The 21,531-nt window shown below is 68.4% G+C and carries 17 protein-coding genes; 16 read left to right on the forward strand and 1 reads right to left on the reverse strand.

Translation table 11 applies throughout. The features are described from left to right. Nucleotides 1-49 precede the first annotated feature (49 nt). The 4 genes from FXN61_RS12700 to FXN61_RS12715 all read left to right on the forward strand — a co-directional run bounded on the left by FXN61_RS12700 (nt 50) and on the right by FXN61_RS12715 (nt 4,948). On the forward strand, nt 50-1,228 hold the full coding sequence (locus tag FXN61_RS12700) for an ABC transporter substrate-binding protein (protein WP_223165412.1): 1,179 nt from the start codon (nt 50-52) through the stop codon (nt 1,226-1,228). 84 nt (nt 1,229-1,312) lie between these two features. Further along, nucleotides 1,313-2,140: a carbohydrate ABC transporter permease gene (locus FXN61_RS12705; protein WP_167973505.1), complete on the forward strand. Its 828-nt coding sequence runs from the start codon at nt 1,313-1,315 to the stop codon at nt 2,138-2,140. A gap of 1 nt (nt 2,141) precedes the next feature. After that, nucleotides 2,142-2,951: a carbohydrate ABC transporter permease gene (locus FXN61_RS12710; protein ID WP_167973507.1), complete on the forward strand. Its 810-nt coding sequence runs from the start codon at nt 2,142-2,144 to the stop codon at nt 2,949-2,951. Then, the gene (locus FXN61_RS12715) at nt 2,948-4,948 is read left to right on the forward strand and encodes an alpha-galactosidase (RefSeq protein ID WP_167973509.1); all 2,001 of its coding nucleotides are present in this window, start codon (nt 2,948-2,950) and stop codon (nt 4,946-4,948) included. The genes FXN61_RS12710 and FXN61_RS12715 overlap by 4 nt, the downstream gene beginning before the upstream one ends. A gap of 212 nt (nt 4,949-5,160) precedes the next feature. Here the strand turns inward: FXN61_RS12715 and FXN61_RS12720 are convergent, their stop codons facing one another. Continuing rightward, complete coding sequence (locus tag FXN61_RS12720; RefSeq protein ID WP_167973511.1) at nt 5,161-5,751, reverse strand: bifunctional 4-hydroxy-2-oxoglutarate aldolase/2-dehydro-3-deoxy-phosphogluconate aldolase; 591 nt, start codon at nt 5,749-5,751, stop codon at nt 5,161-5,163. 72 nt (nt 5,752-5,823) lie between these two features. Here FXN61_RS12720 and FXN61_RS12725 point away from each other — a divergent pair, with 72 nt between their 5' ends. The 12 genes from FXN61_RS12725 to FXN61_RS12780 all read left to right on the forward strand — a co-directional run bounded on the left by FXN61_RS12725 (nt 5,824) and on the right by FXN61_RS12780 (nt 21,505). Further along, nucleotides 5,824-7,836: a DUF8189 domain-containing protein gene (locus tag FXN61_RS12725; protein ID WP_167973513.1), complete on the forward strand. Its 2,013-nt coding sequence runs from the start codon at nt 5,824-5,826 to the stop codon at nt 7,834-7,836. 10 nt (nt 7,837-7,846) lie between these two features. Further along, nucleotides 7,847-8,527 carry an SDR family NAD(P)-dependent oxidoreductase gene (locus FXN61_RS12730; RefSeq protein ID WP_167973516.1) on the forward strand — a complete coding sequence of 227 codons (681 nt, stop codon included), beginning with the start codon at nt 7,847-7,849 and terminating at the stop codon, nt 8,525-8,527. Continuing rightward, nucleotides 8,524-9,666, forward strand: coding sequence for a galactonate dehydratase (gene dgoD / locus FXN61_RS12735; RefSeq protein ID WP_167973518.1), 1,143 nt, complete (start codon nt 8,524-8,526; stop codon nt 9,664-9,666). Before FXN61_RS12730 ends, dgoD begins: the two co-directional genes overlap by 4 nt. Before the next feature lie 114 nt (nt 9,667-9,780). Further along, nucleotides 9,781-10,869, forward strand: coding sequence for an FAD-dependent oxidoreductase (locus tag FXN61_RS12740; RefSeq protein ID WP_167973523.1), 1,089 nt, complete (start codon nt 9,781-9,783; stop codon nt 10,867-10,869). A gap of 37 nt (nt 10,870-10,906) precedes the next feature. Then, nucleotides 10,907-11,476: an XRE family transcriptional regulator gene (locus FXN61_RS12745; RefSeq protein WP_188134987.1), complete on the forward strand. Its 570-nt coding sequence runs from the start codon at nt 10,907-10,909 to the stop codon at nt 11,474-11,476. Between the two features lie 91 nt (nt 11,477-11,567). Continuing rightward, nucleotides 11,568-12,305 carry a class I SAM-dependent methyltransferase gene (locus FXN61_RS12750; RefSeq protein WP_167973527.1) on the forward strand — a complete coding sequence of 246 codons (738 nt, stop codon included), beginning with the start codon at nt 11,568-11,570 and terminating at the stop codon, nt 12,303-12,305. After that, nucleotides 12,302-13,378 carry a DUF1684 domain-containing protein gene (locus FXN61_RS12755; RefSeq protein ID WP_167973531.1) on the forward strand — a complete coding sequence of 359 codons (1,077 nt, stop codon included), beginning with the start codon at nt 12,302-12,304 and terminating at the stop codon, nt 13,376-13,378. Before FXN61_RS12750 ends, FXN61_RS12755 begins: the two co-directional genes overlap by 4 nt. Nucleotides 13,379-13,388: 10 nt before the next feature. Further along, a complete protein-coding gene (locus tag FXN61_RS51975; protein WP_167973534.1) occupies nt 13,389-13,931 on the forward strand; it encodes a ribonuclease FAU-1 family protein in 543 nt (180 codons plus the stop codon). A 76-nt stretch (nt 13,932-14,007) separates the two neighbouring features. Continuing rightward, complete coding sequence (locus tag FXN61_RS12765; protein WP_167973537.1) at nt 14,008-14,856, forward strand: helix-turn-helix domain-containing protein; 849 nt, start codon at nt 14,008-14,010, stop codon at nt 14,854-14,856. Then, nucleotides 14,831-15,004, forward strand: coding sequence for a DUF397 domain-containing protein (locus FXN61_RS12770; RefSeq protein WP_167973540.1), 174 nt, complete (start codon nt 14,831-14,833; stop codon nt 15,002-15,004). Before FXN61_RS12765 ends, FXN61_RS12770 begins: the two co-directional genes overlap by 26 nt. 196 nt (nt 15,005-15,200) lie before the next feature. After that, nucleotides 15,201-21,098 carry a hypothetical protein gene (locus FXN61_RS12775; protein ID WP_167973542.1) on the forward strand — a complete coding sequence of 1,966 codons (5,898 nt, stop codon included), beginning with the start codon at nt 15,201-15,203 and terminating at the stop codon, nt 21,096-21,098. Next, nucleotides 21,092-21,505: a hypothetical protein gene (locus FXN61_RS12780; protein WP_167973544.1), complete on the forward strand. Its 414-nt coding sequence runs from the start codon at nt 21,092-21,094 to the stop codon at nt 21,503-21,505. The genes FXN61_RS12775 and FXN61_RS12780 overlap by 7 nt, the downstream gene beginning before the upstream one ends. The last annotated feature ends 26 nt before the right edge of the window (nt 21,506-21,531 follow it).

Consider the following 21,531-nt stretch of genomic DNA (forward strand, 5'->3'; position numbering starts at 1 on the left):
TTATGAATTATTCTTGACATGATCATGACGTGCGCGCAATCTGTCCGCCATGGACAGGCGTCACTTCCTCCGCGTCACCGCTGCCGCGGGTGCCGGGTTGCTGGTCAGCGGCACGGCTTCCTGCGCCACGTCGGCGTCCTCCGGCCCGGTCACGCAGACCGCGGGCACGGTCTCGATCCAGTCCAACCTCTCGGCGCCCGCGGCGAAGGCGGCGATCGAGGCACTGGTCAAGGCGTTCAACGACAGGAAGGGCTCGCAGGCGTCGGTCAACACCGTGGCGTCCGAGACCTTCCGCACCCAGTTGCCGAGCTACCTGACTTCGGCGAACCCGCCCGACCTCTACACCTGGTACCCCGGCGCGTTGCTCACCGGATACGAGCAAAAGGGACTGCTGCTCGACGTCAGCGACGTCTGGCAGACCATGGGCGACTATCCCCAGGCGTTCAAGACGTTGAGCGGCAAGGTGTTCGTGCCGACGACGTACTACTGGTGGGGCTTCTTCTACCGCAAGTCGAACTTCGCGCGGTGGGGCGTCACCCCGCCGAAGACCTGGACCGAGTTCGTCGAGCTGTGCAAGACGTTGCAGGGCAAGGGCGTCATCCCGCTCGGCATGGGCGCGGGATCCGACTCGCCGTGGACGGCGTCGAGCTGGTTCGACTACTTCAACATCCGCGTCAACGGCGCGCCGTTCCACCGTGAGCTGCTCGCCGGCAAGCAGCGGTTCGACGACCCGAAGGTGAAGGCGATCTTCACGCCGTGGCGCGAGGTTCTGCCCTTCACCGACCCGAACGGCACCGCGATCGGCTTCCAGGAGGCCACCACCGCGTTGCTGCAGGGCCGCACGGGCATGCTGCTCACCGGCGCGTTCTTCGCCGACGCGGCACCGAAGGACGCGCTCGACGACATCGACTTCTTCCGGTTCCCGATCATCGACCCGAAGGTGCCGCTCGCGGAGGAGGGCCCGACCGACGGCTTCTTCGCGAGCTCCAAGTCGCCGCACGTCAAGGAGCTCAAGGAGTTCCTGACCTTCGCGGCGACGGCGGAGGGTCAGGAGATCTACATCAGGAACTCCTCCGGCACGATCCTGCCGACGCACCCGAACGCCAAGGACTCCGGCACGCCGCTCGTGCAGAAGGGGCGTCAGCACCTCAAGGAGGCCGCGGAGATCACGCAGTTCTTCAACCGCGACTCCAGCGACGCGCTGCAGCCCACCGCGGACGCGCGCTGATCAAGTTCCTCCAGCAGCCCGACCAGCTGGACACGATTCTCGCGGACTGGCAGAAGGCAGCTCAGCAGGTGTGGTCGGCCTGAGATGCGTCGCCGGATCCCTCCTGTCCTGCTGCTGTTCGTGCTCGTCCCGTTGCTGGTGGAGGGTTTCTGGGTCTTCTGGCCCGCGCTGCAGGGGTTCTGGCTCGCGCTGACGAACTGGGACGGCGTCTCGCCGCCCCGGTTCGTCGGGGCCGACAACTACGCCCGGATGCTCGGCGACCCGGTGTTCCACACCGCCGTCACCAACACTGCGATCTGGCTCGTGCTGTTCGGCGGGCTGTCGGCTGTCGGCGGTCTCGGGCTGGCCGTGTTGCTGCAGAAGGAACGTCGTGGCGTCGGGGTGTATCGGGCGGCGTTGTTCGTGCCGGTGGTGTTCTCGCTGGTCGCCACCTCGTTGATCTGGCAGGTGCTGTACCAGCCGGGCGGCATCTTCGACAGCTCTCCGCTGGCCGACCCGGACACCGCGCTGTACGCGGTGCTGGTTCCTGCGCTGTGGCGGCAGGTCGGGTACGTGATGGTGCTGTACCTGGCCGGGCTCAAGGGCATCGACCCCGGGCTCTACGAAGCGGCCACTTTGGACGGTGCCACCGCGTGGCAGAAGTTCACGCACGTCACCTGGCCGCAGCTGCGGTCGGTGAACTCGGTGGTGCTGTCGGTGATCGTGATCGACTCGCTGCGGTCGTTCGACGTGGTGTGGTCCATGACGCGCGGCGGCCCCTACCACTCGTCCGAGCTGCTCAGCACGTACATGTACTCGACGGCGTTCCAGTCGTTGAAGCTCGGCTATGCGAGTGCTCTGGCCGTCGTCATCTTCGTGCTGGCGTTCGGCGTGATCGTGACCTACCTCGTCCGCGCGTTCCGGGAGAACTGAGATGTCCAACCGCGTCTTCCATGCCGTGGCGGGCACGATCTCCGTGCTCTGGCTGCTGCCGATCGTGGCCGTCCTGATCACCGCGGTGCGTAGCTTCGACGACATCGCCGCCAACGGCCTCGCGTCGTTGCCCCGGTCGTTCACTCTCGCCGGGTTCGCCGACGCGTGGACGAACGGCGGCGCGGGCGCCATGTGGAACAGCGTCCTCGTGACGGTGCCGACGGTGTTCCTGTCGCTCGCGCTGAGCTCGGCGGCGGCGTACGCGTTGAGCCGCTTCGAGATCCCCGGCCGGCGCTCGGTCATCCTGCTGATGCTCGCGGGCAACCTGCTGCCGCCGCAGATCCTGCTGGTGCCGGTGTCGAAGCTGACCGAGCTGCTCGGCATCTACGACACGCTCATCGCGCTGATCGTGGTGCAGGTCGGGTTCGGGCTCGGCTTCTACACGTTCGTGCTGCAGGGCTTCATGCGCGCCATGCCTAACGAGGTGCAGGAGGCGGCGACCATCGACGGTGCCGGTCCGGTGCAGATCTTCTGGCGGATCGTGCTGCCGATGACCAGGCCGGCGCTGGCCGCTCTGGCGGCGCTGGCGTTCACCTGGATCTTCAACGACCTGCTGTGGGCGATCACCGTGCTGCGGTCGTCGTCCGTCATGCCGGTGACGCCGGCGCTGCTCGCGTTGCAGGGCCAGTACGTCTCCAACTGGAACGTGATCGCGGCGGGCTCGGTGATCGCGGCCATCCCGACCGTGGTGGTGTTCCTGCGGTTCCAGCGGCACTTCATCTCCGGACTCGCGGTGGGAGCGGTGAAATGACCTGGACGCTGAGGATGGCCACCACCTCCTACACGGTGGCCGTCGAACCCGGCGGCCGGTGGGCGGAGCTGGTGGCGTGGGGCCCGCACGGTGTGGAGCGCGGCCCGTCGCCGCTGAAGAACCTCGGCGAGATCCACTTCATCACCGAGGCCGACGCGGCACCGGTCGAGTACGTGCCGCGCGGGCAACGTCCGTTCACCGGCGCCGACCTGGAGCTGGACGGCGACTCGTGGTTCACCTTCGACGGCGCCACCGAGTCCGACGGTGTGCTGCGGCTGGCCTTCGTCGACTCGGTGGCCGGCCTCCGCGCCGTGCTCTGCTACTGGCCCGAGACCAGCGTCGACGTGCTGTCGCGGTGGGTCGAGCTGACCAACACCCGAGACGAACCGTTGCGTCTCGACAGGATCGGATCGGCGGGCGTGTGCCTGCCGACGGCGAGCCCACGGCTGTCCTTTCTGCACGGCGAGTGGGCTCGCGAGTTCCAGCTGGACCACGTTTCCCTGCCCGCGGGCGGGTTCCGAATCGGCAGCTCCTACGGCGTTCCCGGGCACAATTACGCGCCCTGGTTGTCCGTGGACGACACGTGGGGTGTGTCGCTGGCGTGGTCCGGTTCCTGGGAGATCACGGCCGAGGTCGAGCCTTCCGGACTGACGCGCGTGCGCGCCGGAATACTCGGCCCGGTCGTGGTCGAGCCGGGGGAGACCTTCACGACGCCCGAGGTGGCGCTGGCGTACAGCGCAGACGGTCTGGCACGGGTGTGGCACGCCTACGACCGGTTGCGATCAAGGCCCGCCCGCAAGCCCGTGCTCTACAACTCCTGGGAGGCAACAGGGTTCGAGGTCTCGCCGCCTGGGCAACTCGAACTGGCCAGGATCGCCGCCGACATCGGCGTGGAGCTGTTCGTGGTCGACGACGGCTGGTTCGTCGGCCGGCACGACGACACCGGCGGCCTGGGCGACTGGTACCCGGAGTCACCGGACTTCGGCACGTTCGTCGAGGACGTGCGGGCGATGGGCCTGGAGTTCGGCCTGTGGGTCGAGCCGGAGTGCGTGAGCCCGAAGTCGCGGCTCTACGCCGAGCACCCGGACTGGGTGTACAGGCTTCCTGGTCGTGAGCCCACGCTGATCCGCAACCAGCTGCTGCTCAACCTCGGCCTGTCCGAGGTCCACGAGTTCGTCGTGTCCACTCTGGACAGGTTGCTGACCGACCACCCGATCAGCTACCTGAAGTGGGACATGAACCGCCCCGCTACCGAACGGCCTGGCGAGCTCGACAACGCGCACGTCCGCAACTACTGGCGCGTGCTCGATCACCTTCGGGAAAGGCACCCGCACGTGCTGGTCGAAGGCTGCGCGGGTGGCGGTGGCCGGACCGACCTCGCCACCACGGGCAAGGTGGACGTGGTGTGGCCCAGCGACAACACCGCGCCGCTGGACCGGCTCAAGATCCAGCACGGGTTCCTGCACATGCACGCGCCGCACCTGATGTCGTCGTGGGTCACCGACGCGCCCGGCATGTTCGACGCCCGCCCGCGTTCGCTGAAGTTTCGCTTCGTGCTCGCGATGGCCGGTGTGCTCGGCATCGGCGCGGACGTGCGGCACTGGACTCGCGAGGAACGTGAAGAAGCCGCGGTACTCATCAAGCGATACAAGGACATCCGCGACGTCGTGCACGGCGGCGAGGTGCATCTGCTGAACGACGCGATCCAGTACACGGGCGCCGATCACGTGGTCGTGCTGGCCTGGCACACCGGATCGCTGACCGGTGTGCCGGTGGTTCCCGGACGGTCTTCGCGGGTGAAGCTGAAGGGGCTGACTGCGCAGTCCTATGTGGACGAGAGCGGTTTCGTGTACTCGGGAACGCACCTGACTCACGTCGGGCTGCCGTTCGACTGGTCGCCTGCGAACGACGCCGACGTGGTCGTGCTCAGGTCCGTCCAAGCAGGCTGCCTGAAGTCCTGTCCGTTAACCGGCGAGCCACCCCGCGCCTGGCTCTGATGGCGTCTGCAAGTACCACCAACTCAACATCAACAGGCGCGTAACTACTACCAACAGGCCGCTTCGGGCCCCAGCTCACGGTGCCGGGTTCTGCTGATGCGGAACAAGTTGGCTGTAGTTGAGGGCGATTCGATCATGAGTTGGTAGTACTTGCAGATGCTCTCGGCGCCAACGAGCCGGTGAGGTTGCGGACAAGGCTTCTGGCCAAGTGCTTAGGAGCGCAAGAGTGCCTTGATGTCTTCGATCGGCGTGCGGGCGAGGGCCGATCCGACCCCGCACGCCACCGCGCCCGCCTCAAGCCATGCGGGAACGTCGGCCGGTGCCACCCCACCTGTCGGTACCAGCGGCGCGTACGGCAACACCGCCAGCACGTCCTTGACCCACTGAGGCGTGGGCGCCGGAAACACCTTCACCGCGTCCGCGCCGGCTTCCAGCGCTTGCACGACCTCGGACACGGTTCCGGCGCCGGGCAGCACGGCCGCCCCGTACCGGTGCCCGGCCCGGATCACCGACACGTCCAGGTTTGGTGCGACCAGGAACTGCGCCCCGGCGCGCACCGCGGCCACTGCCGAAGCCTCGTCCAGCACGGAGCCCGCGCCGATGGTCGCGGACGGGAAGTCGGAGCGCAGCTGCCGGATCGCGTCCAGCGCACCGGGATTCGTCAAAGGCAGCTCGAGCGACGTGAGGCCCGCGTCCAGCAGCGGAACGGCGGCCTGAAGAGCGGAAGAGGTGTCGCCGGTGCGGATGATCGCGATGATGCCCTGCCGCACGACTGCCTGGGTGATCTCGTAGCGGTAGCTCACGCGGCCAAGCCTACTACACATAAATTAGGAATTATTCTTGACACCCAACGGTCGCAAGGGGAGGCTCACCGCATGTCCGTTCGCAGAGTCGCGTTGGCCATCGCCTTGATGTCCCTGGTCGCGACACCCGCATACGCCGGTGACGACCAGGGAGCGCCCACTTACTACGACAGTGGTGTCGCCAAGACCCCGTACATGGGGTGGAACACGTACTTCGGCCTTGGAGCGCCGAACGAGAAGGACGTGCGCGGTGTCGCGGACTTCCTTGTGAGCAGTGGCCTGCGCGACGCGGGCTACAAGATCGTGTGGATCGACGGCGGCTGGAACGCGCCGACACCGCGTGACGCCGGGGGAAACCTCGTGGAGGACCCGGCGAAGTTCCCCGGCGGCCTCGCGAACCTGGTCGAGGACCTGCACGCCCAGGGTCTCAAGGCCGGCATCTACACCGACGCCGGGCCGTCCGACGGCAAGAACTGCGCCGCGGGCAGTGGCGGCGGCTACTACGAGAAGGACGCGAAGCGGTTCGCCGACTGGAAGTTCGACGCGATCAAGATCGACTTCCTGTGCGGCATCGTCGCGAACCTCAAGCCCGCGCAGGCGTTCGCGGACTTCAGCAAGGCCGTGCAGAAGGCAGGCCGGCCGATGATCCTCAACCTGTGCAACCCGGTCACCGACGAGTGGGGCGTCCCGCACGAACCGGACCAGGTCGCCGGCATCTCCTACACCTTTGGCCCGCTGATCGCCGACTCGTGGCGCACCAGCACCGACGTCGCGTTCGGCACGCCCTACGAGGGCATCTGGCGTGACGTACTGCGCAACATGGACCGCAACGCCTATCACCCCGAGGCTCAGGGACCTGGCCACTACAACGACCCGGACTACCTGATCCCGATGCGCAAGACGCAGCAGGGCACCTACGAGCTCAACGAGGAGGAGTCCACCTCGCAGTTCGTGATGTGGGCGCAGATGTCCTCGCCGTTGATCATCGGTTCGGACCCGCGCACGTTGCCGCCGTCGATGGTCTCGACGCTGAAGAACCCGGAGATCCTCGCGGTCAACCAGGACCCGCTGGCCATCCAGGGCGTGCGGGTGGCGTCGACCGGTGACACCGACGTCTACAGCAAGGTGTTGTCCCGCAAGGGCGAGCGTTCGGTCGTGCTGCTCAACCGCCGTGACGTTCCCGCGGAGATGACCGTCAACTTCGCCGACGCAGGCCTCAAGGGTGACGTCAGCGTCCGCGACCTGCGGGCACGTGGTGACCGCGGGACGGCGACCGACAAGTACACGGTGACGGTTCCCCCGCACGGCACGGCGATGTTCAAGCTGCGCGGCCAGGACCTCGTGCCCGGTGAGGCTGTCGGCGACAACGCGACCGCCTCGCCTGCGATCGCTCGTGTCGGCGACGAGGCGCTGGTGTTCTCCCGCAGCACCGGCGGCGAGCTGAAGGTGCTCCGCAACGGCAGGTGGTCCAGCCTGGGCAAGGCGATCCAGGGTCAGCCCGCCGTTCGCACCGTTGGGTCCGATGTCGAGGTGACCGTACGCGGCACGGACAACCGCGCCTGGCAGCGGACACTCCACAACGGACGGTGGGGCTCGTGGAAGTCGCTGGGCGGCAAGCTCACCGACGCGCCTTCGGTCTCAGCGGATGGCACGATCGTCGCTCGCGGTGCGGACGGCAAGGTCTGGCTCCACCGAGGCTCGTGGACCTCGCTGGGCGCGCCCGGTGACGCCCCGATCTACGGCAGGCCGAGCGTCGCCGGTGGCCAGGTGGCCGTGCGGACCGCGGACGACAGCGTGTGGGTCCGCTCGACTGAAGGTGGCACGTGGACGTCACTCGGAGGCGTGATCTCCGGCAGCCCGACCATGGTCGAGTACCAGGACCGGATCTACCTGTTCGCGCGGGCGAGCGACTACACGCTCTGGCAGGTCAACCGGTCCGCCGGCACGTGGGGCGGCTGGTTCAAGCGCTCCGAGTTCCCGAGCAACTCGCTCGTCGGCGCCGTCGGTGCTACTGCTGGACCGGACGGCTCTGCGTGGACAGTGGTGCGCGGGCCGGACAACAAGGTCTACCGGCAGAAGCTCTAGGAGAACGTGCATGAAGTGCGCGGTGGTGTCGGGTGCGGCAGCGGGAATCGGTGCCGCCACGGCACAGCACCTGACGGACAACGGCTACCGGGTGATCGGCATCGACCTGACGGGTGATGTCGCCGTCCGGGGCGATGTCAGCGACCCGGAGACCTGGCAACGGGCAGTGGAGCTGAGCGATGGCGGCGTGGACGCGTTGGTGAGCAACGCCTACACGGTCAACGTGATGCCGGTGGACCTGACCACGCCCGCCGAGTGGGACCGCCAGATCGCGGTCAACCTCGGTGGCGCGTTCCTCGGCGTGCGGGCCTGCCTGCCGTCGCTGCGTCAGCGGAACGGCTCGGTCGTGCTGGTCTCGTCGGTGCACGCGCACTTCGGCATCCCAGGACACGGCGCGTACGCGGCCTCGAAGGGCGGGCTGGTAGCACTGACCCGCCAGCTCGCCGTCGAGTACGCGCCGGACGTCAGGATCAACGCGGTGCTGCCCGGTCCCGTGCTGACGGCGGCATGGGACCGGGTCTCCCTCGAGGATCGGGAACGCAGTGCCCGAGCCACCCCGGCGGGACGCCTCGGCGACCCGGCCGAGGTGGCCTCGGTGATCGGTTTCCTCTTGTCTCCGGCGGCGTCGTTCGTGACGGGCGCGGAGATTCTGGTCGACGGCGGCTGGTCCGCGGCTAAGGATTCTTCATGAAGGTGACGGCGGTCGAGACGTTCCTGGTCGAGCCCCGCTGGTTGTTTCTCAAGGTGAGCACGGACGAGGGGGTGACCGGCTGGGGTGAGCCGGTCGTGGAAGGCAGGGCCGAGACGGTCCGCGCGGCCGTGCACGAGCTGGCCGAGCTGGTGATCGGCCAGGACCCGCTGCGAGTCGAGGACCACTGGCAGGTCCTGCGCCGCGGCGGTTTCTACCGCGGCGGCCCCGTGTTGTCGTCGGCGCTGTCGGGCTTCGACCACGCGTTGTGGGACATCGCGGGCAAGGCGCGCGGGCTACCGGTGCACGAACTTCTCGGCGGCCCGGTGCGTGATCGGGTGCGCGCGTACTCGTGGGTGGGTGGCGATCGACCCGACGGCATCTTCGAGGCGGTGGCGCGGCAGGTCGAGGCCGGCTTCGGCGCGGTGAAGATGAACGCCACCGCCGAGATGCGGCCCATTGCCACGCCCGCGGAGGCCAACGCGGTGCTGGACCGCGCACGGGAGGCCCGTGAGGCGCTGGGCCCTGACGGTGACCTCGCGATCGACTTCCACGGCCGCGTTTCGCCCGCCATGGCACGGCGTCTGGTGCGGATGCTCGAAGAGGTGCAGCCGATGTTCGTCGAGGAACCGGTGCTGCCCGAACTCCCGCCCGAGGTCCTGGCGTCCGTGGTGTCGGCGTCGACGGTCCCGATCGCGACGGGGGAGCGACTGTACTCGCGGTGGGAGTTCAAGCCCGTGCTGGACGCGGGTGTCGCGGTCGTGCAGCCCGACCCCTCGCACGCGGGCGGAATCTCGGAGCTGCGGCGGATCGGGTCGCTCGCCGAGGTCTACGGCGCGTCGATCGCGCCGCACTGTCCACTCGGGCCGATCTCGCTGGCGGCGTCGCTGCAGGTGGCGTTCACGACGCCGAACTTCCTGATCCAGGAACAAAGCGCGGGCATGCACTACAACGGCACCGACCCCACCTACCTCGTGGACATGGCGCCGGTGCAGGTCGTGGACGGCTGGATCGCCCGCCCGACCGGGCCAGGGCTGGGGATCGAGGTCGACGAGGCGGCGGTGCGACGGGCCGCCGAGATCGGGCACGCGTGGCGGTCGCCGATCTGGCGGCACGACGACGGCGGCTTCGCCGAGTGGTGACTGACAGGGTCTGTCAGCCGGGTACCAGCGGCGTGTGCGGTCGGTGCCAGCGGCTTCGGTGAGTCTGATCGTGCCGTCCCGAGAACCGGGCGGCACGACCTTCAAGGAGCCCCAATGCACGTCACGATCATCGGTGCCGGCCTCGGCGGACTCACGCTCGCCCGCGTGCTGCACGTCAACGGCATTCCGTCCGTCGTCTACGAGGCGGAGGAGTCGCCGACGTCGCGAGCGCAGGGCGGGATGCTCGACATCCACGACTACAACGGCCAGCTCGCCGTCGAGGCCGCGGGTCTGATGGACGAGTTCCGCGGCCTGGTCCTGGAAGGGCGCCAGGCGATGCGGGTCCTGGGCTCCGACGGCACCGTCCTGCTCGACAAGGCCGACGACGGCACGGGCGGCCGTCCCGAGGTGCAGCGCGCCGACCTGCGGCAGATGCTCCTCGACTCACTCCCGGCGGGCACCGTCCGGTGGGGTCACAAGGTGACGAGTGTCGAGGGCCGTGAGGTGACGTTCGCCGACGGCAGCACTGTCGTCGCGGATCTGCTGGTCGGCGCGGACGGCGCGTGGTCACGCGTGCGGCCGCTGCTCACCGACGCCACGCCCGAGTACACCGGCATGGCGTTCGTCGAGACCTACCTCTACAACGCGGACACCCGGCACCCGGCCGCCGCGAAAGTCGTGGGCGGTGGCTCCATGTTCGCCCCAGGCCAGGGCAAGGTGATCTTCGCGCACCGGGAGGCCGGTGACACCCTGCACGCCTACGTGGAGTTCAGCCGGCCGCTGGACTGGTTCGACACCATCGACGTCACGGACCCCAGGCAGGTAGCGGCGGAGTTCGAGGACTGGGCACCGGAGCTGACCGCGTTGATCACCGATTCCGACACGGTTCCGTTGCTGCGCCCGCATTACACGTTGCCTGCCGGGCACCGCTGGAGCCGAGTGCCCGGTGTGACGCTGGTCGGGGACGCCGCCCACCTCTCGGCGCCCAACGGCGAAGGCGCGAACCTGGCCATGCTGGACGGCGCCGAACTCGGAAAGGCACTCGCCGCGCATCCCGGCGACGTCGAGGCGGCGTTGGACGAGTACGAGCAAGCCATGTTCGTGCGCTCCACGGAGACCGCCGCGGACTCCGAGGTTCTCATGGAGAGCCTGTTCGGCGACAACCCTCCGGAGAAGCTGCTCGAAATGCTCGAACAGAACTGACGACCATGCCTTGCAGTTGAGGCATACGATCATGCGCATGACGCAAGACGACGGCGATCTGGACAGCCTCGTGCGCAAGCGGATCCGCGCCCTGCGCGTGGCCCAGGGCTGGTCGCTGGACGAACTCGCCACCCGCGCCCGGCTGAGCCCGTCGTCGCTCAGCCGCATCGAGAACGGCCAGCGCCGGCTCGCCCTGGACCAGCTCGTCGTCCTGGCCAGGGCGCTCGACACGTCACTCGACCAGCTCGTCGAGACCGACACCGACGACGTGATCGTCAGCCCGATGATCGACGGCGCGCACGGCCTGATGCGGTGGCCGATCAAGGCCGAACCCGGCATGACCGTCATGCGCCAGCGCATGACGAACCCGCCGCCCGACAACCCTTCCTCGCTGCGCGCGCACTCGGGGCGCGAGTGGCTCGTCGTCCTCTCCGGCACTGCCGTTCTGCTGCTGGGCAACCGCAGGTTCCGCGTCGAGACCAACCAGGCGGCCGAGTTCCCGACGATGCTGCCGCACGCGATCGGCACCGCGGGCGGACCGTGCGAGATCCTCGGCATCTTCGACCGCGAGGCCCGGCGCGGGCACAACGCCGACAAGAAGGGCTGATCTTGCGCGATCGGCAGCGTGAGGCCTGACCGTCTTGCCGAATGCGCAAGTGATCGTGCCTCAGGCGCAGGGTCGCCCTACCGTGAGGTTCATGAACGACCACGGACATGGCCACGGGCACGGGCACGATCAGGCAGAGGTTCTCGACCTCGACGCGGAGATCCTCGCCGAACACACCGCCTCCATCATCGAGTGGCTGCCCATCGAGAGCCCACGCCAGATCGTCGACCTGGGCTGTGGCACGGGCGCGGGAACGTTCGCCCTGCTGGCCCGCTTCCCCGAAGCGCACATCACCGCCGTGGACGCTTCGGTCGACCACCTGCGGCGGTTGCGGGAGAAGGCCTGCGAGCAGGGGTTGACCGACCGTGTGAGCACCGTGCAGGCCGACCTGGACGCGGAATGGCCGGACCTCGGCAGCCCCGGCCTCGTGTGGGCATCGGCCTCCCTGCACCACATGGCTGATCCCGACCGCGTCCTGCGCCAGGTCCACGACACGCTCGCGCCCGGCGGCCTGCTCGCCGTCGTCGAACTCGCCGGCATGCCCCGGTTCCTGCCGGACGACGTCCCCGAGAGCCGCCTGGAACAACACCACCACGACGAGCGCGTACCCCACCGGGGTGCCGACTGGGCTCCCTTGCTGACCGCCGCCGGATTCACCGTCGAAGGCGAGCGGACGGTCACCGTCCACATCGAACGGTCCGCCGCCGTGGAACGTTACGCGCACGCCAGTTTGCGCCGCCTGCTGGACCCGGAGGCCCTGCACCGCGTCCTGCAGCGCGACGACATCGCCCTGCGGACCGAACGCACGGTGTGGGCGGCCAGGAAATGAGCTACGAGGAATGGCGCAAGGCCAGGTGGAACGAGATCGCCGGCCAGGACGGCAAGGCGAAGGTCGTCGCCAGCGGCACCGTGACCGGCCATGAACCCCAGGTCGTCCCAGGCGTTGCGGGGGAGTGGCGCGTCAACGAGGCGGGTGCCTTGACCCGCACAACGGACGGCGTGACCACCGAAGTCGGCGGTACCTTCGAGCTCCCTGACGGACGGGTGGGTGTCGCGGGCGGCGCTGACGGCCACTACGGCGTTGTCGTCATGGATCCGGAGGCACTCGGCCGATCCGGCCTGAGCGGCATCGACACCTACCCCTATGACCCGGCCTGGGTCTTCGAAGGTGAAATCCGTGCCGCGCCAGAAGGCCGACGCGTCGACGTGGAGCGCCTGACGTCTCCCCGCACCACCGACTCCGTCCTCGCACCCGTCGACCTCGTCGTCACGATCAACGGCACCGAGCACGTGCTGACGATCATCGAAACCATGCCGGGCCAACGACTCGTCGTCTTCACCGACGAGACCAACGGCACCGAGACGCCCGGCATCGGCCGCTGGCTGGTGCTGCCACTGCTGGAACCCGGCAGCAAGTTGTCCGTCGACTTCAACCAGACCACGCTCTCGCACCACCATCTGGTGCCGGCCGTCTTCACCTGTCCGCTCTCACCTCCCGGTAACCACCTCCCCATGCGGGTCGAAGCAGGAGAACGCGCATTCATGTACGACCTGAAGTCCAAGGCGACCGCCTACCTCCGCCACCTGGAGAACCGGGAGTGGGCCGACGCGCGGGCGATGTGCTCGTCGGCAGCCACGGTCTGGCACAACGACGGCAAGGGCGACTCGACGATCGAGGAGAACATCTCCGGCATGGCCGCCCAGATCGAGCCCGTCGAGTCGATGCGGTACGACATCACCCGGCAGTTCTCCCAGCAGGGAGAGGTGCTCCAGCAGCACGTCGTGAACGTGGTGATGAAGGACGGAGCGCTCTTCCAGGTCGATGCCGCCGTGTACTTCCGCTTCGAGGACGGCCTGATCACCCGGATCGAGGAGTACGCGAGCCTGCCTGACCACGGGTAGAACAGACCCTGTGGAACGCATCGAGGTCTGGCGCGAGTCGTTCGGTCCGTTGCCCGGCGTGCGGGACGGGGACTCGCTCGCTTACGAGTTCCAGCTGCCCGACCGGTTCGAGCCGTGGCCAGGCGGCACGTTGCTGGAGCGGGTGTTCGTGTTGCTGGATCTCGGGGTGAGCATGTCCGTGCCCGTCTGGCGGCGGGGCCGGCACACGGACCGCTCCGCAGCGGGGCACACGACCTGGTACGTCGACCTGGTGAAGGTGGAGGAGAAACCGGGTTCGATGATCGTCCGCGACCTGTACGCCGACGTCATCGTCCCGGTCGACGGGCGGCACCAGCGGATGCTCGACCTCGACGAGTACGCTGACGCAATCGAGGCAGGAGAACTGTCCGTTGTGGACGCCATCGACGGACTGCGGCGGTGGCAACGGTTCCTCGACCGGCACCTGCACTCCGACCGCGAGCCGCGGGGGGAGTGGACGGACTTCCCGCCGCGAAGGCTGAAGGCGTTGGCAGCGCTTCCGGCTCCGCTCGGGCCGGTGGTCACGGCACCCTGAGCCCGGCTCGGACCGAGCTTGTTTTCACCCGAATGAGCAGATTCGTGCTCGAAGAGCAAGCTCTAGCGTCGACGGCATGGCCACGACCACTCCATCCACCGCGTACAGCCGGGATCTGGGCGACGAGCTGCGCAAGCTGCGCGAGACCTGCACCGGTCTGACCGGTGCAGCGCTTGCCGTCCGGCTCGGCTGGGACCCGAGCAAGGTGTCGACTGTCGAGCACGGCAAGTTCCGCGCCAGTGAGATCGACCTGGTGCAGTACCTCTCGATGTGCGGCAAGGACATCGACTTCTTCGAGGACTTCAAGCGGAAATGGCGCAACACCTTCGAGGAGTACATCGTCCAGGTGCCGGACAACCTCCGCACGCTCGCGCGGGCGGAGTCGACCGCCAAGACGATCACCAGCTACGACCCGCAGGCCATGCCAGGTCTCATGCAAACGCCGGAGTACGCCGACGCTCTGTATCGGATGGGTGGATACATCGCGGAGGAGCGAATCTCGGCAGTTGTCCAGTTCCGGATGGACCGTCAGACGATCCTGCGACGCCACAATCGCCCGACTTGCTTGTTCTACGTCCACGAACATGCGTTGCAGACGCAGGTGGGCGACAGCCGGATCATGGAGGAGCAGTACGCCCGCTTGCTGTTCAACACTCACGTTGTCCGGATCGTGCCGGCGGATGCGCCCTTGGTCGCCACGGGTTGTGTGCTGTGGGAGTACGAGAAGTCGAAGCCGGTCGCTTTCACCTCGACCGACTTGGCGAAGGTGTTCGTGCAGGATCCGGGTGCCATCGCGCGGATCAGGCTGCTCTTCGACCGTTTGGCCGAGGTCGCCTTGGATGAGGAACAATCGCGGAGCAGGCTGGCGGAGTACGTCGGCCGACCGCGAGAGGACCTCGATGACCCAGGCACGCGAATGGCGTAAGAGCAGTTACAGCGGCGCGACCGAGGACGACAACTGCGTCGAGGTGTCGGTTGCTCTCGACGCGCTCGTCCGTGACTCGAAGAACCCCTCTGGAGGCGTGCTGACCTTCGGTTCCACGGCTTGGAAGAACTTCATCGAAAGCCGTTGAACCGTCTCCCGTCTCGCACCCAGCCTGACTCGTGGAGCACGTGACGATCACTCTGTTTCTGCTGGTCACAACACCTGTCGTGCTAGGCCGTTCGAGTGGAGCTGACGAGTAAGAGCTGTGCTCCATTCGCGTCGTGTGCTTCGCTCCGTCTGCCGTAGAGCTAGGGGAAAGCTCTATCGACATTGGGGGAGTCGTTGTGGCTTCAGCACGCCTGCGCATCAGCACGTTCGCCGCGATCACCGCATTGGCAAGCACGCTCCTCGTTGCGCCCGCCCACGCGGAGCCGACGCCAACGGCACCACCCGCACCACCGCCGCCGACGACGACAACGACGCAACCGGCTCAGAACCCCGCGCTGACCGAGGACAGACTCGGGGCGCAGGCGACAGCGACGCCTCCGGTGGCACCGGGTCAGCTCGGCCAGATCGATCCTGGCAGGGACGGCTCGCCGAACATCGAGAACAAGCCGTCGAAGGCGCAGCCCATCGCGCCGTTGCCCGCGCTGGACCCCGGACCCGACGGCCGCGTGCCGGTCGACCGTGTGCCGATCGCGCCGAGTCCTCCGGTCACACCGTCCAAACTGGACCTTCCGCTGCGGCCTGGGCAGGAGCTCGTCGACGCCACCAGCGCCGAGGCGCTGGCCACGTTGGCCAAGGCCGGCCGCACCACGCCGGACGGCAAGCCCGCGCTCGACGCGAACGCGTTGCAGCCGCAGGTTCGCTCCGCGCAGGTCGTCGACCCCGGCAGACGGGCCACGCTGCAGGAGCTGATCGACGCGTTGACCTCGGGCAACCTGCCGCCGCCGCTGCCCGTCGACCCGCTCGCGTTGCTGCAGCAGCTGCCCGACGGCATCCCCAGGATCACCTACCGCGTCTGTTCCGAGTCGCGGACCAAGGCGGTGTCCTGCTCACTCACGCTCCCGCTCGGCGTGCCCGCGATCGTCGACGTCACCGGTGACCGCACGCCGGACGTGCTGACGGACCTCGTGCCCGTCGCCGCGCCGGGCGACATCGCCGCGGTGGTCAGGGAGATCACGAACCTCGACCGCGAGATCGCGCTCGCCACCAACCGGCTCAACGTCGTCAACGAGCTGCTGAAGGACCCGCTCAACGTCATCCTGCATCCCGAGCTGCTGGTGGAGAAGCTCGACCTCGAGAGGCTGTTGCGGGACCTGGGGAACACGCTCCAGACCAAGATCGAGGCGTTGCTCAACCTCGTGCACCTCGGTCTCGGCGTGGTCAACCTGCGTCTGCCCACCAGCGAGTTCGCCGGGCGCGACCTGCCCGCGCACGTGTGGGCCGTCTACGACCTCCCGACGCACAAACGGCTCTCCGTCGGCTTCGACGGCTACCGTCGTGGTGCGGGTCTGCCCACGGCCGCTATCGGCGTCTACACCTTCGCGCCGTTGCAGGTGTTGCGCGGCATCTTCGACATCAAGGCGAGCGTGCTGCAGGTCGGCGCGGCGAGCTCCCTCGCGGTGACCGCGGGCCTCGCGAACGTCACCGATGACAACCAGGGCCTGCCCTACGACCCGACCGTGGCGAGCGCACGGTTCGAGCCCGTGCCGACTGTCTTCACCGCACACGCGTTCATCGATCCCGGTGCGAGTGACCGCGACCAGAGAGCGACCGTTGACGCGCAGGTCACCACACGCACCAAGCTCGACGTGCAGGTGCTGTCGAACTCCAGTGCCGCGAACCGGTTCGACCAGCTCGTCGTCGACCAGCTGCCGAACACGGTGTCGGCCGCGCTGATCCGTCCGAGGGACGGCGGCGACGACATCGTCGACTACACCGCGAGCGACTCGATCAACGATGTGCTCTTCGCCGACTTCGTCTACGCCGGGGAGCAGCTCGACGCTTCCGTTCGTGCTGTGGCGAAGAACCTCCCCACCCAGTGGCGTGGTGCGCTCAACTCGGCGAACGACCGGGTGACGCTCGACTACGACTCTGCAGGTCCACTGTCCAGTTTGGACGTCTCGTTCTTCGACCGGTCACCTGCCATCGTGCTGCGCGGTGCGCTGCGTGAGCTGCCGACCGTCATCAACGTGGACGCGAACCTGCCTGGCAGGCACGTCCTGTTCGACGCCAACACCCCGCTCGGCTCGGCTGAGGTGTTCGTGTCGAAGGAACTCGGCGACTACGCGCCGCTGGACGGCGACCACGCAACGGCGGTGCTGAGCGGGACCAAGCTCGGCGCCAGCGCTCGCGTCACCGGCCTGCGCAAGATCGACGTGTACTTCGACCAGCATCCGCGTGGCGGCACCGAGTTCACGCCGGGTGGCCAGCCGTTCGTCGCCGCCGGCGTGGTCGACGGCAAGCAGAAGACCCGCCTCGACGTGTCGAACCTCCCCGCCACACTCGGATTCGACCTCGACACCGTTGCGCGGCGTGTGCAGTTCAACGCGAGTTCCGTGGTGCAGCGGGTGAAGGCCGCCTACGTCGACACGGCCGCCGGGCCGAGCGCGGTCGCCGCGATCAACGGGCTGCCGCAGACCGTGGACGTGCGCTACGACCTCGGCGACAAGCCGAAGGTGAGCTACCGGGCGTCGAGCGCGGTGCCGAGGGCCGAGCTGTTCGTGAGCCCGCAGGGTGTCGAGCAGCTCGATCCGATCGGCCACCACTACCTGTCCACGGCGCTCACCGATCTGCCGACCGAGGTCGACGTGCTGATCGACCTGCCGGCGCGGCACCTGGACGGCACGTCGTCGGCGGCGCTCGGCACGATCACCGCGGTCGCGCGGGTACCGTTCGCCGGCCGCGACTACCTCGCGATCGGTGAGCTCACCGGTGTCCCGGCCCGGTTCGACGCCGACTTCGGCGACGGCCTCATGCGGTTCCGTGGCCTGTCCGGCGCGCTCGCGGCGGCACGGTTCTCCGTCACGAACCACCGCGGCGCGACCATGCCGGCCGGACAACACGTCTCGGCGCACTACCGCCAGGTCACCGGTGACTTCGACGGCAGCGTCAGCATTCGCAACCTCACGCTCGCCGAGTACGCCCGCGGCCCGGCGAGACAGGTGGCGAACCTGCGGCTCGACACCGACGGCCAGCCGGTGTTCGTCGACGCGGACGTCGTGCTTGCCGCGAACGGCGCCGACGACACCCGCCTCGCGGTGACGTCGCGCATCGACCGCCTGCCGACGAACCTCACGCTCACGATCGACCTTGCCGACGGCAAGCTCACCTACACCGGCGACAAGTCGATCGGTCTGCTCGCGGACGTGCACGTCGGCAAGGTCGCGGCGCTGAACGGTCTCGGCGCACCGCTGTTCGACAACGGCGTGGCGGTCCGGGCGCGCGGCTGTGCCGAAGGCACGGGCTGCGTGAAGGACGACTCGCCGATCTGCACGTTGTTCGGCCGGTGCCTCGGGCTCGTGGGCACCATCCGGCTGCCCGGCCTGCCGACCGCGCTCGCGGTCGACCTGGTGGGCAAGGAGATCGAGCTCACCGGGTACACCGCCACCGCACCGCTGACGGCGTACCTGGAGATCAGCGGTCTGCTGCCGAACCTGCCGAGGCTCGAAGGCCAGGTCAGCCTGGACGGACTGCCGTCCAACGTGGACCTCACGGTGGGGCCGATCACGGTCGACGGCAACCCCGCCCGTGTCGATGTCGGCTACCGCGCGTCGGCACCGCTCGGGGTGCTGCGAGTCGCCGCCGAGGCCGACACCCAGACCTCGTTCGGCACGCTGAGGGCACGAGCATCGATCGACAAGCTGCCGGCGACCGTGCACGTCGTCGGCACGTTCGACGCCCGCACGACGCTGGGTGTGCACAACTCGGCCCCCATCAACGAAATCACGGCCGCACTGTCCGGAGTGGACGCCGGATACCTCTCCGCGTCCGCGAACGGTGTGCCTGCGGATCTCGACGTGGTGGTGGACGCGCCGGCGAAACACTTCGAGTCGTCGGCGTCGTCCGCGCTCGGGGGCATCACGTTCCGCGCGGCGAGGGTGCCGTTCGGCGGACGCGAGTACCAGGCGTTCGCACAAGCGCTGAACATCCCCGCGAAGATGACGGCGGACTGGGCAGACGGCAACTTCCGTTTCCAGAGCACGTCCGGAGCGATCGGGTCGGCCGCGTTCGCGGTGACCAACCGCGCGGGCGCGACCGCGCCACGTGGTCAACACGTCGCCGCGCACTACAACCAGGGCAACGGCGATCTCGACGCCAGCGCCGCGGTCGGCTCGCTGTCGCTGGTCGCGGTGGCACCCAAGCCCGACGGTGTCGGGTTCGACATGCGCTCGGGTGATGGCACGTTCGCGTTCGACGGCGACTTCCTGCTCGGCGCCGACAACCGGTACACGGCCTTCGGCAGGGTCAGCCTGCCGAGCTCGCTGGACGTGCGCTACGGCGACGGGAAGCTGAGCTACCGCACCGACCGCCCGGTGGGTCTGCTCGCCGAGGCCAGGGTCGGCAAGGTGGCGGCGCTCGGCGCGATCGGACAGGTCCCGTTGTACGAGCACGGCATCGCCGCCGAAGCCAGGTCGTGCACCGGGGCGGGCTGCGCCCGCGACGACGGGCCGATCTGCTCGATGCTGGGCAAGTGCTTCGGCCTCGTGAGCACGGTGTCGTTGCCGGGTCTGCCCACGGTGGTCGAGGTCGACATGGCGGCCAAGAAGATCGACGTCGTCGGCTACCGCCCGCCCGCGGGCGTGCCGCTCGACGCCTACGTACGCCTCGACGGCCTGTTCGACGTCGCGCCGTACGCCGCGGCGAAGGCCACCCTGCGCGGCCTGCCGTCGCCGTTCGACCTGCACATCGGCCCGTTCGGGTTCGACCAGACCGATCCGAACCGGGCGCACGATCTGCAGGTGCAGTACACCGCGTCCGGCGGCATCGACGTGCTGGAGCTGCGGGCCGAGGCGAACACGACGACCCCGTACGGAAACCTGCGCGGAGCGGCGGACGTGCACGGCGTGCCGTCGAGCCTGCAGGTGACGGGCGAGTTCGGCAAGAACAGCCACGTTCGGGTCGCGGCGAACAGTCCGATCAGCATGGTGAACGCCCACGTGACCGGAATGTTCGGCGACGGGCCCGCTTCCGCGCGAGCCCGGCTGACGGACGTCCCGGCATGTGACGCGGGCCCGAACGCGCCCTGCGTGGACGTCGACATCAAGGGCACCGACGAGCGGGGCAACGCGCTCAAGGTGCCGGTGATCACGGTGGTGTCCGCGGCCGCGGGACTGGACGCCGAGGCGTACGTGCAGGGCAAGTTCGCCCTGGCTGGCGACCCGCTGCGGCTGCAGACCAACGACGTGTTCGCGAAGCTGCTCGACCTCGGCGAGAAGGTCACGGTCGACATCGCGGAAAACGACATCGGCACGTTCAGCACCCGCCTGCGCTCCGAACCGAGCCCGACCGGCTCGATGCTGGTGGGCGGATCGTTCGTGCTCAAGCAGACCCAGGCGTTGCCCATCAAGGAGTTCGAGCAGAACATCGTGGCCTGCGGCCCCATCCCGATCCTCACGCTGCACGTCAACGACGGCCACGTCCAGGCACCGGACGTGCGCATCGGCGGCGTGTACGTGGTGGCCGACGGGGTGCGCGACATGACGATCCGGCCGGGCCTCGGCTACGTCGCGTTCGGCGTCGAGGGTACCTACGACAGGTTCAGCATGGTCGCGCCGGACGTGCACGCCCAGCTGGACATCGACCTGAGCCTGCAAATCGAGAAGTTCGACCAGCCGCTCTTCCCGTTGTACAAGTTCGCGTTCAAGACGAACCCGAGCGACGTCTACAGTGGACTGCGCTTCCACGTGTTCGACATGAAGAAGCGGACGAACGCCGAGTTCCAGGTGCGGATCGGCCCGATCCCGATCGCGGTGTACCCGGACGAGTCGAGCCCCGGCAAGCTGGGCTACCAGATCCCGGCCGATCCGGGCATCGCCGGCATCACGGTGCTTCCGCCGCCGAACATGGGCGACCCCGCCACGCGGAAGTTCGTGTTCAGTTTCATGGATCCGGGCAAGGTGGTGGACGGTCAGATGCGGTACCTGGACGGCGAATCGGCCCAGCTGCTCGACATCGCCGTGTCGCGGGCGTTCAGCCCGTTCCCGCCCGAGGGCGACAGCGGAGGCGGTCCTTGCTGAGGAAGACCCGTGTGGCGGCGCTGGCACTCGTGCTGGCGTCGCCCGCCGCCGTCACCGCGTGTGGTGGCTGCGGCTACCACCTGAGCGTCGAGCCCGTGACGGCTCGAGGATCCGACCTCAGCCTCACGGCCCGGCTGACCGGTGACGGCCCGCTCGAGGGCGTGAAGATCGAGTTCTCGGCGCTGGGACCTGAGGGCGTCGTTCTCGGTCTTGTCCCGGCGGGTGCCGATGGCGTGGCGAAGCTCGAGTCTCGCAACTCGATCGGCCCGGACTCGGTCAACGGACGTGCCGTGTCCGGATGGACCGAATACCGGGCCAAGGTGTGGTACCTGCAAGACACGGACCAGGCGGCCGACGCGGTGTGCGCCGAGCCCGCCACGGCGTCGTTCCGTTACGAGTCCCGGTAGGGCTTTTCTGGTCACCGTCGCAGCAG

The organism is Lentzea indica (genome assembly GCF_012184385.1).
In the GTDB taxonomy this organism is placed as follows: domain Bacteria; phylum Actinomycetota; class Actinomycetes; order Mycobacteriales; family Pseudonocardiaceae; genus Lentzea; species Lentzea indica.